This window comes from Streptomyces caelestis, from assembly GCF_014205255.1.
GTDB lineage: Bacteria > Actinomycetota > Actinomycetes > Streptomycetales > Streptomycetaceae > Streptomyces > Streptomyces caelestis.
Map to the genome: position 1 here is coordinate 4,914,280 of NZ_JACHNE010000001.1, position 14,291 is coordinate 4,928,570.

At 70.1% G+C, this 14,291-nt stretch carries 14 protein-coding genes; 8 read left to right on the forward strand and 6 right to left on the reverse strand.

Features of this window, described 5'->3' with window-relative positions:
- The first annotated feature begins 6 nt into the window (after positions 1-6).
- Positions 7-759, forward strand: coding sequence for a MerR family transcriptional regulator (locus HDA41_RS22485; RefSeq protein ID WP_184986542.1), 753 nt, complete (start codon positions 7-9; stop codon positions 757-759).
- Positions 760-828: 69 nt separating this feature from the next.
- Here HDA41_RS22485 and HDA41_RS22490 read toward each other — a convergent pair whose 3' ends face one another.
- A complete protein-coding gene (locus HDA41_RS22490) occupies positions 829-1,203 on the reverse strand; it encodes a YbjQ family protein (protein ID WP_184986544.1) in 375 nt (124 codons plus the stop codon).
- A 135-nt stretch (positions 1,204-1,338) separates the two neighbouring features.
- Between HDA41_RS22490 and HDA41_RS22495 the strand changes: the two genes are divergently transcribed.
- Complete coding sequence (locus tag HDA41_RS22495; RefSeq protein WP_184986546.1) at positions 1,339-2,211, forward strand: DedA family protein; 873 nt, start codon at positions 1,339-1,341, stop codon at positions 2,209-2,211.
- A gap of 72 nt (positions 2,212-2,283) precedes the next feature.
- Here HDA41_RS22495 and HDA41_RS22500 read toward each other — a convergent pair whose 3' ends face one another.
- Positions 2,284-3,981, reverse strand: coding sequence for a threonine/serine exporter family protein (locus tag HDA41_RS22500; protein WP_184986548.1), 1,698 nt, complete (start codon positions 3,979-3,981; stop codon positions 2,284-2,286).
- 113 nt (positions 3,982-4,094) lie between these two features.
- Entirely contained in the window at positions 4,095-4,586 is a 492-nt protein-coding gene (locus tag HDA41_RS22505; RefSeq protein WP_059193998.1) for an inorganic diphosphatase, read from the reverse strand.
- 79 nt (positions 4,587-4,665) lie between these two features.
- Between HDA41_RS22505 and dacB the strand changes: the two genes are divergently transcribed.
- The 6 genes from dacB to folE all read left to right on the forward strand — a co-directional run bounded on the left by dacB (position 4,666) and on the right by folE (position 12,391).
- Positions 4,666-6,246 carry a D-alanyl-D-alanine carboxypeptidase/D-alanyl-D-alanine endopeptidase gene (dacB, locus tag HDA41_RS22510; protein ID WP_184986550.1) on the forward strand — a complete coding sequence of 527 codons (1,581 nt, stop codon included), beginning with the start codon at positions 4,666-4,668 and terminating at the stop codon, positions 6,244-6,246.
- Between the two features lie 148 nt (positions 6,247-6,394).
- Positions 6,395-7,537, forward strand: a complete 1,143-nt coding sequence (locus HDA41_RS22515) for an Rv3626c family coenzyme F420 biosynthesis-associated protein (RefSeq protein ID WP_184986552.1) — start codon at positions 6,395-6,397, stop codon at positions 7,535-7,537.
- 195 nt (positions 7,538-7,732) lie between these two features.
- Complete coding sequence (gene tilS, locus HDA41_RS22520) at positions 7,733-8,809, forward strand: tRNA lysidine(34) synthetase TilS (protein WP_184986554.1); 1,077 nt, start codon at positions 7,733-7,735, stop codon at positions 8,807-8,809.
- Between the two features lie 59 nt (positions 8,810-8,868).
- On the forward strand, positions 8,869-9,429 hold the full coding sequence (gene hpt, locus HDA41_RS22525) for a hypoxanthine phosphoribosyltransferase (RefSeq protein ID WP_020270244.1): 561 nt from the start codon (positions 8,869-8,871) through the stop codon (positions 9,427-9,429).
- 186 nt (positions 9,430-9,615) lie between these two features.
- Positions 9,616-11,658, forward strand: a complete 2,043-nt coding sequence (gene ftsH / locus HDA41_RS22530) for an ATP-dependent zinc metalloprotease FtsH (protein ID WP_184986556.1) — start codon at positions 9,616-9,618, stop codon at positions 11,656-11,658.
- A gap of 127 nt (positions 11,659-11,785) precedes the next feature.
- Positions 11,786-12,391 carry a GTP cyclohydrolase I FolE gene (gene folE, locus HDA41_RS22535; protein WP_184986558.1) on the forward strand — a complete coding sequence of 202 codons (606 nt, stop codon included), beginning with the start codon at positions 11,786-11,788 and terminating at the stop codon, positions 12,389-12,391.
- 197 nt (positions 12,392-12,588) lie between these two features.
- Here folE and HDA41_RS22540 read toward each other — a convergent pair whose 3' ends face one another.
- The 3 genes from HDA41_RS22540 to folB are packed head-to-tail and all read right to left on the reverse strand — an operon-like array spanning position 12,589 to position 14,104.
- On the reverse strand, positions 12,589-13,077 hold the full coding sequence (locus HDA41_RS22540) for a DUF3180 domain-containing protein (protein WP_184986560.1): 489 nt from the start codon (positions 13,075-13,077) through the stop codon (positions 12,589-12,591).
- A 59-nt stretch (positions 13,078-13,136) separates the two neighbouring features.
- Positions 13,137-13,748: a 2-amino-4-hydroxy-6-hydroxymethyldihydropteridine diphosphokinase gene (gene folK / locus HDA41_RS22545; protein ID WP_184986562.1), complete on the reverse strand. Its 612-nt coding sequence runs from the start codon at positions 13,746-13,748 to the stop codon at positions 13,137-13,139.
- Entirely contained in the window at positions 13,745-14,104 is a 360-nt protein-coding gene (folB, locus tag HDA41_RS22550) for a dihydroneopterin aldolase (RefSeq protein WP_184986564.1), read from the reverse strand. Before folB ends, folK begins: the two co-directional genes overlap by 4 nt.
- Positions 14,105-14,291: the final 187 nt, after the last annotated feature.

The window sequence follows — 14,291 nt, forward strand, 5'->3', positions numbered from 1 at the left end:
GCCGAAGTGAGTTACTCCGTGGGACAGGTCGCGGGCTTCGCCGGCGTCACGGTGCGCACGCTGCACCACTACGACGACATCGGCCTGCTCGTCCCCAGTGAACGCAGCCGCGCGGGTCACCGGCGCTACAGCGACACCGACCTCGACCGGCTGCAGCAGATCCTGTTCTACCGGGAGCTCGGCTTCCCGCTCGACGAGGTAGCCGTCCTGCTCGACGACCCGGACGCGGACCCGCGGGCACACCTGCGCCGGCAGCACGAACTGCTGACCGCCCGGATCGAGAAGCTGCGGAAGATGGCGGCTGCCGTGGAGAACGCCATGGAGGCACGCAAGATGGGCATCAACCTCACGCCCGAGGAGAAGTTCGAGGTCTTCGGGGGCAAGGACCCGGAGCAGTACGCCGAAGAGGTGGAAGCGCGCTGGGGCGACACGGAGGAGTACGCCGAGTCGCAGCGCCGCGTCGCCCGCTACACCAAGGAGGACTGGCAGCGGATCCAGGACGAGGCGGCCGACTGGGACGAGCGCTACGGCGCCCTGATGGCCGCCGGCGAACCGCCCGCCGGCGAGGCGGCCATGGCCCTGGCGGAGGAGCACCGGCAGCACATCTGCACGTGGTTCTACGAGTGCTCGTACGAACTCCACCGCTGCCTCGGCGGGATGTACGTCTCCGACGAGCGCTTCAAGGACTCGATGCGCCCGGGTATGGCCGAGCACCTGCGCGACGCGATCCAGGCGAACGCGGACCGCCACCAGGCGTGACGCACGCCCGGCCGGCGGTAGGGGGGCTGTCGGGTAACGCGCCCTGCCGCCGCGCCGGGCAAAGGGTGGTCACCCCGCGTCCTCGGGCTCGATCACCACGGCCGTGCCGTACGCGCACACCTCCGTGCCGACGTCCGCCGCCGCCGTCACGTCGAAGCGGAAGGCGAGCACACCGTTGGCACCACGCGCGCGTGCCTGTTCGACGAGTCGCTCCATGGCCTGGTTGCGGGTCTGCACGAGTGTTTTGGTGAGACCGCGCAGCTCGCCGCCGACCATCGACTTCAGCCCGGCGCCGATCTGGCTCCCCACGTGCCGGGACCGCACCGTCAGGCCGAAGACCTCGCCGAGCACCTCCCGCACGCGGTAGCCGGGTACGTCGTTCGTGGTGACGACGAGGACGTCGGGCTGGGGGCCCTGTCCGCCGCCGAATTCATCGATGCCCATGGTTCACAGCTTTCTCCGGGACGGCCGACAGTGCATCCTGAGTACCCCCATGGAACCTGGGCCATCACGGCTGCGTTGATACTTTGAAGCAGCCAGCCCCAGCCCGTACCCCCCAGCAGCAGGAGCCACATCCCCGTGACCACGCTTGCGCTCGGCCCCGAGTGGCTCAGCCCGGACTACCTGATCTCGACGTTCAGCCTGCCCGGCATCCTGCTCATCGTCTTCGCGGAATCCGGGCTCTTCGCGTTCCTGCCCGGCGACTCGCTGCTGTTCACGGCGGGTCTCTTCGTGGCCGAGGGCACCTACATCACGCAGCCCCTGTGGCTGGTCTGCACGCTGATCGTGATCGCCGCCGTCGTCGGCGACCAAGTGGGCTACATGATCGGCAAGTTCCTGGGCCCGAAGCTCTTCAACCGTCCCAACTCCAAGCTCTTCAAGCAGGAGAACCTGGACAAGGCCCACGAGTTCATGGAGAAGTACGGCCCCAAGGCGATCGTCCTGGCCCGCTTCGTCCCGATCGTGCGCACGTTCGCCCCCATCGTGGCCGGCGCCGGCCGTATGAAGTACCGCACGTTCCTCACGTACAACGTGATCGGCGGCATCGCGTGGGGGACGGGTGTCACCGTCGCCGGTTACTGGCTCGGCCAGATCGACTTCATCAAGAAGAACGTCGAGTCGATCCTCATCCTGATCGTCCTGCTCTCCGTCGTCCCGATCATCGTCGAGTACCTCCGCGACCGCTCCAAGAAGAAGCGCGCAGCGTCCGAGACCCCGGCGTCCCAGCCCTGTCCCCCCGTCATGGACGACGCGACGACCCAGCTCCGCCGCATCACCCCGGACGACCAGCCCCACCACCAGCAGCAGCCGCAGCAGCCGTACGGCAACCACAACGGCTACAACGACCAGCAGTACTACGGCCAGTACCCCCAGGCCCCGGGCTACGGCCAGCAGCAGCCGTACGGCACCCAGCAGGGCGGGGGCCAGCCCCCTTACAACGGGGGTTACTGACAGACGACTCGCGGCCGCCGACGGACCGGAAGCCCGGAGCCCAGGGGCAAAGGGCCGAAGGGCCGAAGGGCGCTAGAAACCCCTGGTCCGCTTGGCGGCCCGCCGCTTCTCGGCAGACCCGATCCGCAGGAACATCCGCGAGATCTCGGATCCCAAATTCACCCCGATGGCGATCGCCATGGCCAGCGCCACCGCCGCCGACAGCGACACCAACCCCTCGTCCACCTTGTTCTGCGCGATCGCCAGCAGCCCGAAGTACGTCGCGGAACCCGGCAGCAGCGGCCCGATCGCGGCGGTCGTGTACGGCAGAGCCGAAGCGAACTGATACCGGGACAACAGCTGCCCGAACAACCCCACCAGCCCGGCCGCCGCCGCCGTGGACGCCACCGGCGAGATGCCCCCCGCGTAGTGCATCGCGCCGTACACGATCCACGCGACACCCCCGTTCAGCGTCACCCACACCACGGTGGATCGTTCCTGCTGGAGCAGTACCGCGAACGCCAGTGACAACAGCATCGACGCACCGATCAGCAGCACCGGCTCGTCGGAGACCCCGAGCGCCGCGTCCGGGTTCAGCCGGGCCCCCAGCTGCACGCCGAAGTACAGCACCATCAGCACGCCCGCGACGATGCCCACGAAGAAGTACAGGACCTCCAGCAGACGCGCGGACGCGGTGATGTAGAAGCCGGTCAGCCCGTCCTGCACCCCCGCCACCAGCGCCCGCCCGGGCAGCAGCGCGAACAGCCCACCGGTGATCACCGCGGAGGCCTTCACGTCCACATGGCTGAGGGTCAGCGCGACCCCGATCGCCGCCGGCGGCGTCGCGGCCACCGTGAACTGGTAGAACTCCGGCAGCCCGCGCCCCGCGCACAGCCACGCCAGCCGGTCGCCGAGCATCGCGCCCAGCGCGGCCGCGACGAACACGATCAGGTCACCGCCGACGAGCACGGAGGCCGCACCCGCCAGCAGCCCGCTCGCGCCGGTCAGAGCCCAGCCGGGGTAGGGGTGCCGGTTACGGCGGATCTCGGCGAGCCGCCGGTAGGCCTCCTCCAGGGAGACCGCCGTCTCGTCGTCGCTGAGGTCGTCCACCAGCTGGTACACGGCCGCCAGCCGCGTGTAGTCCGTGCCCCTGCGGCGCACGGTCCGCGACGCCGTGACCGGGTCCTCGACGAGCGACGGCTGGTACGAGATCGCCAGCAGCGTGAAGGTGACGTTGGGCTCGCAGCGGTCCAGCCCGTACGACCGGCAGACGGCGAACATGGCCGCCTCCACGTCCTCGGCGCCCTCACCGCCCGCCAGCAGCAACTCGCCGATACGCAGCGTCAGGTCGAGCACGCGCGGCACGGCCGGCCCCGAGTCGTCGCCGCCGCGCTGGCTCGGCTCCGGCGCCGGCCGCTCCGCCACCGGCATGCGCAGCATGGTGCGCATCCGGTCCTGCCAGGGCACGTCCTTGGTCAGGCTGACCACGGGAATCCCACTCGGCGGGGTGAACGCCGACGGGGCGTGCTTCGCGCTGTACGTGCTCGGCGGCGTGAACGCCGACCCCTCCGACTCCGCCGAGGGCCCCTGCGAGACGTCCAGCCCCTGCGGCAGCGCGAACTCGGACGTCGCCTCGGACTCCGAGACGGTCGCTCTGGGAACGGCAAGACCCTCGGGGATCGCGAACTCCGACGTCGTCGACATGTCTCCGTCGAGGGCGGCCCCCGCCGGAGGCAGGAACATGCTCCTCACCTCGTCCGACTTCGGCTTGCGGTCCTCCGCGTCCGTCACTGCCTGGCGCTCCCTGTACGACACGTAAGCCTCAGTACCCCCAGCCTCAGTATGCGCACATACAGGCGAACGGGCCGCACGCGCAGGCGTACGGCCCGTGAGCATCAGAAGGGTCAGTGACCGCCCTGGTCCTTGAAGCGCTTGTACGACCGCTCGATCTCGGCCTCGGCGTCCGTACGGCCCACCCAGTCGGCGCCCTCGACCGACTTGCCGGGCTCCAGGTCCTTGTAGACCTCGAAGAAGTGCTGGATCTCCAGGCGGTCGAACTCCGACACGTGGTGGATGTCCCGCAGGTGCTCCACGCGCGGGTCCGTCGCCGGCACGCACAGCAGCTTGTCGTCGCCACCGGCCTCGTCCGTCATCCGGAACATGCCGATCGCCCGGCACTTGATGAGGCAGCCCGGGAAGGTCGGCTCGTCCAGGATGACCAGCGCGTCCAGCGGGTCGCCGTCCTCGCCGAGGGTGTTCTCGACGAAGCCGTAGTCGGTCGGGTAGGCGGTCGAGGTGAAGAGTCGCCGGTCCAGGCGGATACGACCGGTCTCGTGGTCCACCTCGTACTTGTTGCGCGAACCCTTCGGAATCTCGATCGTGACGTCGAACTCCACCGGTGGCTCCTCCATGATCAACACATAGGTCTGGTGGTTAAGTGTCCCTCACGCCGGTGTGTGATCGCGAAAGGGGCTGGTGGTCGTGCCTGAGCTGCGTCCTTGGCGGGCCGCGAGACCGCATGTGGTGCGGATCGCGGATGCCGTACGACCGCGGCTGGCCAGGGCCGCCGCGGCCGCCAAACCACGGGTCGCGCGGCTCGCCCAAGTCGGAAAACCGCAGGTCGCGCGGGTCACACGGTCGAAGACCTGGCAGTACACCGCGGGCGCCACCACCGCCGGTCTCGCACTGGCCGCCGGTGTGGTGACCGCCGCCGGCCCCTGGGACTCCGCGGGTCAGCGTACGGCCGAGCGGGACCGGGCCGTGGCTCTGGGCCGCACGGGTGGCACAGATCACGGCCGTGCCCCCGGCGCACCCGCGCAACCCCGGCCCGCCCCCAGCGCCGGGCCCGTACTCACCAGCCTCGGCGGCGTCAGCACCGTGAAGTCCGCCCCGGACGGCAGGGCGCTCGCGAAGACCCTCACGCCTCTGTTGAAGGACCCGGAGCTCGGCCCCCGGCCCGCGGCGGCGGTCGTCGACGTCACGACCGGCAGGCGCCTGTTCGGCACGGGCTCGGACGCCGCGCTCGTCCCGGCCTCGACGACGAAGATCGCCACGGCCGTCGCCGCACTGTCCGCGATGGGCGCCGACCACCGCCTCACCACCCGTGCCGCGCTCGAACCCGACACGAAGGAAGTCGTCCTGGTCGGCGGCGGCGACCCCACCCTCACGGCCCGCGAGGCCTCCGACGGCTGGGCCAGCCTGCGCACCCTGGCCGACAAGACCGCCGCGGCCCTGGCCCAGCGCGGTATCCGCGACGTGACGCTCTCCTACGACACGACCCGCTACGCGGGCACCCAGCAGCACCCGATCGGGGTCAACCCCAACCTCGCCCTCGTCAGCCCCCTGATGGTCGACGAGGGCCGCACGGACGACTCGGCGAGTGGCCCGGTCACCCGCGTGACCGACCCGGCCGCGGACGCGGCCCGCCGCTTCGGGGACCTCCTGAAGTCCCGCGGCATCAAGGCCACGGCCCCCGGCCCGTCGAAGGCCACGACCCGAGCGAACACTCTGGCCACGGTCGCCTCGCCCCCGCTCTCGACCCTCGTCGAACGGATGCTGACCAACAGCGACAACGACATCGCCGAGGCCCTCGCCCGCCAGACGGCGATCGCCACGGGCCACCCGGCCGACTTCGCCGGCGCCGACCGGGCGATCAATGCCCGGCTCCGCAAGCTCGGCCTGCCCCTCAAGGGCGCCGCCTTCAAGGACGGCAGCGGCCTGAACCGCGCCGACAGACTGACGGCCGACCTGCTCACCGCCCTCCTGGCCAAGGCGGCCGACCCCGCCCACCCCGAACTCCGCCCGGCCCTCACCGGCCTCCCCGTCGCCGGCTTCACCGGCACCCTGACCACCCGATACACGGACGGCGCGGCCGGCGTCGTCCGCGCCAAGACAGGCACCCTGACCGGCGTGAACACCCTCGCAGGCACGGTCGTCGACCAGGACGGCCGCCTGCTCGCCTTCGCCTTCATGGCCAACGACACCAGAAACCCGGCAGCGGCCCAGAAGGCCCTGGACAAGGCGGCAACGACGTTGGCGGCGTGCGGCTGCCGGTGACTGCCTACCTGGCCGTGGGCAGTCGTTCCGCTGGGGCGATGGGGGAGAGTGGGCACGGCCTGCGACGCCGAGCACCCGGCAACGAACCCGGCGTCCCCCACCCCTCGCCGCCCTGCCCCAGCGGCCGGAGCTCACGTACGGTTGACACATGACGAGCATCGGTGGCGCTTCAACCGGCATGGTCGACTGGAATCTCGCGGTCGCGACCGCGACCCGGCTCGTACGGCCGGGCCCCGACGTCAGCGCCGACGAGGCCCGGGCCGTCGTCGCGGAGCTGCGCCGGCATGCCAAGGCCTCGGAGGGACACGTCCGGGGCTTCACTCGTCTGGGCACGGAGGAGGGCCACGACACCCCCGTCCTGGTCGTCGACCGCCCGGGCTGGATCCGCGCGAACGTCGCCGGCTTCCGGGAACTCCTGAAACCCCTGCTCGACAAGATGCAGGACCGGCGCGGCAACAGCCCCGGCGGCACGGTCATGAGCGCCGTCGGCGGCAAGGTCACCGGCGTGGAGCTGGGCATGCTCCTGTCCTTCCTGGCCTCCCGCGTCCTCGGCCAGTACGAGACCTTCGCCCCGGCCACGCGCCAGTTCCCGGCCGGAGGCCCCCCTGATGCACCGAGTGGCGGCGGCCGGCTCCTGCTCGTCGCCCCGAACATCGTGCACGTGGAGCGCGAACTCGACGTGGACCCGCACGACTTCAGGCTCTGGGTGTGCCTGCACGAGGAGACCCACCGCACGCAGTTCACGGCCGTGCCCTGGCTGCGCGACCACCTCGAGGGTGAGATCCAGTCGTTCCTGGCCGAGACCGACGTCGACCCCATGACCGTCCTGGAGCGCGTACGCGAAGCCGCCCAGAGCCTCGCCGGGGGCCGCCCCGAGGGCGAGGAGGACGACGGCGGCCGCTCCTTCGTCGAGATCGTGCAGACCCCCGCCCAGCGCGAGATCCTCGGCCGCCTCACGGCCGTGATGTCCCTGCTGGAGGGCCACGCCGACTTCGTGATGGACGGCGTCGGACCGGACGTCGTCCCGAGCGTCGGGGAGATCCGCGAGAAGTTCCAGCAGCGCCGCGCCAAGGGCGCCTCCCGCCTGGACCTGGCCCTGCGCAAGCTGCTCGGCCTGGACGCCAAGCTGCGGCAGTACCGGGACGGCGAACGCTTCGTACGGGCCGTCGTCGACGAGGTCGGCATGGACGGCTTCAACCGCGTCTGGACCTCGCCCAACACCCTCCCCACCAAGACGGAGATCGCCAAACCGGCGGACTGGGTCGCGCGGGTGCATCGCAGGGCCGAGTAGTGAACATCGCGGGAAGGTCGTGAAAGGAAACGGGCCCACGGGAGGCGAACGCCCCTCCAATCACCCGTCCGAGGGACCGTGAGCGAGGGGTAGGCGTGCAATGCTCGGGGAACGGCCCGGTTCTGTCACCATCTACACACTCTGCGTGACCGGCATCGGGCTCACCCCCCGAAAACTTCATGAAGGGAACCGGACATGGGTCCCCATCCTGCGGTCGCGGCGATACGCCTGGCGGTCCGCCGCGTCCTCCACGACCTCCTCACCGAGCACCACCGCACCGCCGCCGCACTCCCGCACGCCCCCTCGCACGAGCTTTCCCCAAGCTCTCGGCTGCGCTCGAGCAGGGAGGTACCCCCATCCCCGCCGCTCGTGCTCGTGGCATGTTCCGGCGGCGCCGACTCCATGGCCCTCGCCTCCGCCCTCGCCTTCGAGTCCCCGAAGCTCGGCGTCAGAGCCGGTGGCGTGACCGTCGACCACGGTCTCCAGCCCGGCTCCGACCTGCGGGCCGCGGAAGTCGTCCTGCGCCTGCGCGAACTCGGCCTCGACCCGGTCGACTCCGTCGCCGTGACCGTCGGCCGCGCCGGCGGCCCCGAAGCCGCCGCCCGCGACGCCCGCTACGCCGCGCTCGACATCGCCGCCGAACGCCACGGCGCCGCCGCGGTCCTGCTCGGCCACACGCGGGACGACCAGGCCGAAACCGTCCTGCTCGGCCTCGCCCGCGGCTCCGGCATCCGCTCCCTGTCCGGGATGGCCGCGGTCTCGGGGGCCGACGGCCGTTACCGGCGGCCCTTCCTGGAACTCGACCGGCAGACCGCCCGCAAGGCCTGCATGGTCCAGTCCCTGCCCGTCTGGGACGACCCCCACAACGCCGACCCGGCCTACACCCGCTCCCGGCTGCGCCACGAGGGCCTGCCCGCCCTGGAGAAGGCCCTCGGCAAGGGCGTCGTCGAGGCCCTCGCCCGTACGGCCCAGCTCTCCCGCGACGACGCCGACGCCCTCGACTCCTGGGCCACCCAGGCCGAGGCCACCGTCCGCGACGCCGCCGGGCTCCTGGAGTGCGCGAAGCTCTACGCCCTGCCGCCCGCCGTACGCCGCCGCGTCCTGCGCCGGGCCGCCATCGCGGCCGGTTCCCCGGCCGGTTCGCTGTTCGCCCGGCACCTCGAGGAAGTCGACCGATTGATCACCGGCTGGCGCGGTCAGGGTGCCATCAACCTCCCCGGCAAGGTCGTGGCCCGGCGGCAGGGTGGCAGACTGGTGATTCGGCAAGGCTGAATCGCGTCCCCACCGGGCAGTCGGTGGAGGGGCCGCTCAGTCAGGGACGACCGAAAGTGATGCGGGTGGACGCGAAAGACATGGGTGCCGACCTTCAGCAGGTACTCATCACCAAGGAAGAGATCGACGCCAAGCTGGCCGAGCTGGCCGCGAAGATCGACGCGGAGTACGCGGGCAAGGACCTGCTGATCGTCGGCGTCCTCAAGGGCGCGGTGATGGTCATGGCCGATCTCGCCCGGGCGCTGTCCACCCCCCTCACCATGGACTGGATGGCCGTATCCTCGTACGGGGCGGGCACCCAGTCCTCCGGTGTGGTGCGGATCCTCAAGGACCTCGACACCGACATCAAGGGCAAGCACGTCCTCATCGTCGAGGACATCATCGACTCCGGCCTGACCCTGTCCTGGCTGATCTCCAACCTCGGCTCGCGCGAGCCCGCCTCCCTCAAGGTGTGCACGCTGCTGCGCAAGCCCGAGGCCGCGAAGGTGGCCATCGACGTGGAATGGGTCGGGTTCGACATCCCCAACGAGTTCGTCGTGGGCTACGGCCTCGACTACGCCGAGAAGTACCGCAACCTCCCGTTCGTCGGTACGCTCGCGCCCCACGTGTACGGCGGCTGAGACTCCGGCCGGGGTGCCGTGAGGGTGATCGGGAACCCCAGCGTGCTTCCCGCCGTTGGAGCATGCGTAGACGGATCGCCAGCCGTCCCGCGCGGCTTCAGGTGACAATGCTGGGGTACCGTCCGAAGAACAGGCTTTATCAAACTCACTATGGCAGGAGGGACGGGGCGGCACCGCTCCGTATGGATGGACGTGAAGCGATACTTCCGTGGGCCGGTCATGTGGATCGTGCTGGCCGTCCTTGCCGTGGTCGTGTTGATGCAGGTCGTCGGCTCGTCCGGTGGCTACAAGACGGTGGACACCGGCCAGGTCGTCCAGGCGATCAACCAGAACAAGGTGGAGTCGGCCAAGCTCACCACCGGCGATGACGAGACCATCAAGGTCACGCTCAAGGACGGCGTAAAGGTCGAGGGCAGCTCCAAGATTCAGGCGAGCTACATCGGCAATCAGGGCGAGGACATCGCCAGCACGCTGCAGAACAAGTTCCAGAACAAGCAGATCCCGGACGGCTACACGGTTTCGCCGTCCAAGCAGAACCCGTTCATCGGGATGCTGATCTCTTTCCTGCTTCCCTTGATTCTCATCGTGGTCCTCTTCCTGTTCCTGATGAACCAGATGCAGGGCGGCGGCTCCCGCGTCATGAACTTCGGGAAGTCCAAGGCCAAGCTCATCACCAAGGACACCCCCAAGACGACGTTCTCGGACGTCGCCGGTTCCGACGAGGCCGTCGAGGAGCTCCACGAGATCAAGGAGTTCCTCCAGGAGCCGGCCAAGTTCCAGGCCGTCGGTGCCAAGATCCCCAAGGGCGTTCTGCTCTACGGGCCTCCCGGTACCGGCAAGACCCTGCTCGCGCGTGCCGTCGCGGGCGAGGCCGGGGTGCCGTTCTACTCGATCTCCGGTTCCGACTTCGTCGAGATGTTCGTCGGTGTCGGTGCCTCCCGGGTCCGTGACCTGTTCGAGCAGGCCAAGGCGAACGCCCCGGCGATCGTCTTCGTCGACGAGATCGACGCGGTCGGCCGCCACCGCGGCGCCGGCCTCGGCGGTGGGCACGACGAGCGCGAGCAGACGCTGAACCAACTGCTCGTCGAGATGGACGGCTTCGACGTCAAGGGCGGCGTGATCCTCATCGCCGCGACCAACCGGCCCGACATCCTCGACCCGGCGCTGCTGCGCCCCGGCCGTTTCGACCGGCAGATCGCCGTCGACCGCCCGGACATGCAGGGCCGTCTGGAGATCCTGAAGGTTCACCAGAAGGGCAAGCCGGTCGCGCCCGACGTCGACCTGTCGGCCATGGCCCGCCGTACGCCCGGCATGACGGGTGCCGATCTGGCCAACGTGCTGAACGAGGCCGCCCTGCTGACGGCCCGCAGCGACAAGAAGCTGATCGACAACCACATGCTCGACGAGGCGATCGACCGTGTGGTCGCGGGCCCGCAGAAGCGGACCCGGATCATGTCGGACAAGGAGAAGAAGATCACCGCGTACCACGAGGGCGGACACGCCCTGGTCGCGGCGGCCTCGCCGAACTCCGACCCCGTCCACAAGATCACGATCCTGTCGAGAGGCCGCGCCCTCGGCTACACGATGGTGCTGCCGGACGAGGACAAGTACTCGACCACGCGCAACGAGATGCTGGACCAGCTGGCCTACATGCTGGGCGGCCGCGCGGCCGAGGAGCTCGTCTTCCACGACCCGACGACGGGTGCCGCCAACGACATCGAGAAGGCCACGGGCCTGGCCCGGGCGATGGTCACGCAGTACGGCATGACCGAGCGTCTCGGCGCGATCAAGTTCGGCGGCGACAACACCGAGCCGTTCCTCGGGCGTGAGATGTCTCACCAACGCGACTACTCGGAAGAGGTCGCGGCGCTGGTCGACGAAGAGGTCAAGAAGCTCATCGAGACCGCGCACAACGAGGCGTGGGAGATCCTGGTCGAGAACCGTGACGTCCTCGACAACCTCGTGCTGCAGCTGCTGGAGAAGGAGACGCTGGGCAAGGAGGAGATCGCCGAGATCTTCGCCCCGATCGTCAAGCGCCCGCCGCGGCCTGCCTGGACGGGCTCCTCCCGTCGTACGCCGTCCACCCGCCCGCCGGTCCTCTCCCCCAAGGAGCTGGCCCTGACGAACGGCGCGAACGGCGCCACGCCGGCGATCACCACCGCGAAGAGCACCGCGGCGGAGCCCGCCCCGGCGCCCGAGCGAGCCCCGGAGGAACGCCCCGAGAGCTGACCACCGCTCCCGGCGGCCCCACCGGGCCCGGAATGGATGCCGCGCCCCCCAGGTTTTAGCCTGGGGGGCGCGGCTTTTCGCCATCTGCGCGGGCCGCTCCCTCATGAACACAGGAACGAGGCACCAGATGACCGACCCCGTGACGCTGGACGGCGAGGGCCAGATCGGCGAGTTCGACGAGAAGCGGGCCGAGAACGCCGTACGGGAGCTGCTGATCGCGGTCGGCGAGGACCCTGACCGCGAGGGGCTCCGGGAGACGCCGGCGCGGGTGGCGCGGGCGTACAGGGAGATATTCGCGGGGCTGTGGCAGAAGCCCGAGGACGTGCTGACGACGACGTTCGATCTCGGGCATGACGAGATGGTGCTGGTGAAGGACATCGAAGTCCTGAGCTCGTGTGAACACCATCTCGTACCGTTTGTCGGAGTTGCTCACGTCGGCTACATTCCGTCCGTCGAGGGTAAGATCACAGGCCTCTCCAAGCTGGCGCGGCTCGTAGACGTGTACGCACGGCGTCCGCAGGTGCAGGAACGACTCACCACGCAGATCGCCGACTCCCTGATGCAGATCCTGGAGCCGCGTGGCGTGATCGTCGTTGTCGAGTGTGAACACATGTGCATGTCGATGCGCGGGGTCCGGAAGCCGGGTGCGAAGACCATTACCTCGGCGGTCCGCGGCCAGCTTCGTGATCTGGCGACCCGCAATGAGGCCATGAGCCTGATCATGGCGCGCTGACCTGATCGTCAGTGGTGCCCGATACCGTCGGCGATCAGTGGGGTTGAACGCGGATCTCGGCAGCGAGGTGAGTGAACTCTCCCTCAGCTCTCGGCGTTGGGGCAGCTGAACGGCACCGACGGTCCCGCGCGGGTCGTCTGCGCCGCCGCGAGTCCTTCACTCTTTACGGTTACCGCCTCGACCCCCACGGGGCCGGGTCACGTCGTCGGCGCCGCCCCCGTGCCGTCGTGTTCGTCGTCCTCCGGGAGTTTGCAGACGCGCTCCAGGAAGAGGGCGGCCGCTATGGCGCCGATGCCCGCGAGGACGGAGAAGCCGGCGGAGATGGCCTGGTCGCGGCGGGCGGGGTTGTCGAGGGACTCCAGGAGGAAGACGCCGGTGCCGCCGTACATGCCGGCGACGAGGGCGGCGACCAGGGCGCTGGCCTGGCCGAAGACGACCGCGCGGGCCGCCATCATGGGGTCGACGCCCTTGGCGTCGGGCTGCCGTTCGCGCTGGTCCTTCAGGCGGGTGCGGAGCGAGAGCGCCGTGGCCAGCAGGACCACGGCGAGCAGAGCCAGGACGATGGGGGCGGCCAGGGGGACGCTCGGCAGGGTCCCGATCGAGTTCCACAGGCGGGCGCCCGCCCAGGACAGCACCCCTGCCACGACGAAGACGCCGACCAGCACCCTGATGCGCAGCTCTTTCACAGTGTCCCTTCGGTTCCCCCGGCTCCGGCCTGGTTGTGCGGCCGTCTCGACCTTAACGGCTACTCGGGCAGCCGGAGTTCCAGGTCCGCGCGGGGCGCCACGCCGTGGCGGGTGACGGAGTCCAGCAGAGCGGCGACCGGGCCGCGGCCGGGCAGCTGTGCCTCGGGGTCGAGGTCGTGCCAGGGGGCCAGGACGAAGGCGCGCTCGTGGGCGTGGGGGTGGGGGAGGGTGAGCCGCGGGTCGTCGGAGACGACGTCGGCGTAGGAGACGATGTCGACGTCCAGCGTGCGGGGACCCCAGTGCTCGTCCCGGACGCGGTGGAAGGCCTCCTCGACCGCGTGCGCGCGCTCCAGCAGTGAGGACGGCGGCAGGGTGGTCTTGAGGACGACGACCGCGTTGAAGTAGGCGGGCTGGCTGCCGGGCTCCACGCCCCAGGGTTCGGTCTCGTAGACCGGGGAGACGGCCTTGATGCGGACGCCCGGGGTGTCCTCCAGGGCGTCGATGGCTCCCTGGAGGGTCTCCAGGCGGTTGCCGAGGTTGGAGCCGAGGGCGACCACGGCCCGTTTCGGATTGCTGAGCGTGCTGTCGGCGGCGTCGACCTTCTCGACGACGGAGGCGGGTACCGGCTGTACGGTCGGGTCGCTGGGACCCTTGAGGAAGGGTGCAGTCATACTCGGCTCCGGATGATGGTGACGGTCACGTCGTCGAAGGGGACCGTGATCGGGGCGTCCGGCTTGTGGACGCACACCTCGACCTGCCGGACCCCGTCGTGCTTCAGACAGACCTGGGCGATGCGCTCGGCGAGCGTCTCGATGAGGTTGACGGGCTCGCCCTGGACGACGGCCACGACCTCCTCGGCCACGATGCCGTAGTGCACGGTCTTCGCCAGGTCGTCGTCGGCCGCGGCCGGCCGGGTGTCCAGGCCGAGCACGAGGTCCACGATGAAGGTCTGGCCCTCCTCGCGTTCCCTCGGCAACACACCGTGGTGCCCGCGGGCCTTCAGGCCGCGCAGCGCGACACGATCCACGCGAATCACTCCTGCAGTCGTCGGTCAGGGCCGGTCCGTGCCGTGTGCGGGCGGCACACCGGCCTCGGTCGAATCTACCTGCGAGCCTGGACGGGGCCGGGCCACGGGGGCGTGGGCCGGGCCGGGCCCGGCAGGATTCATCCGGCGTTTCCCCTGGGAAACCCGGCGGCTCACGGGTTGGTAGCCG

What these genes read in the sequence shown, in the direction of transcription:
- hpt (WP_020270244.1), top strand. Translation starts at nt 8,869, where the DNA reads ATGCGGGTGGACGCGAAAGACATGGGTGCCGACCTTCAGCAGGTACTC.
- HDA41_RS22490 (WP_184986544.1), bottom strand. Translation starts at nt 1,203, where the DNA reads ATGGGCATCGATGAATTCGGCGGCGGACAGGGCCCCCAGCCCGACGTC.
- folE (WP_184986558.1), top strand. Translation starts at nt 11,786, where the DNA reads ATGACCGACCCCGTGACGCTGGACGGCGAGGGCCAGATCGGCGAGTTC.
- HDA41_RS22515 (WP_184986552.1), top strand. Translation starts at nt 6,395, where the DNA reads ATGACGAGCATCGGTGGCGCTTCAACCGGCATGGTCGACTGGAATCTC.
- ftsH (WP_184986556.1), top strand. Translation starts at nt 9,616, where the DNA reads ATGGACGTGAAGCGATACTTCCGTGGGCCGGTCATGTGGATCGTGCTG.
- folK (WP_184986562.1), bottom strand. Translation starts at nt 13,748, where the DNA reads ATGACTGCACCCTTCCTCAAGGGTCCCAGCGACCCGACCGTACAGCCG.
- tilS (WP_184986554.1), top strand. Translation starts at nt 7,733, where the DNA reads ATGGGTCCCCATCCTGCGGTCGCGGCGATACGCCTGGCGGTCCGCCGC.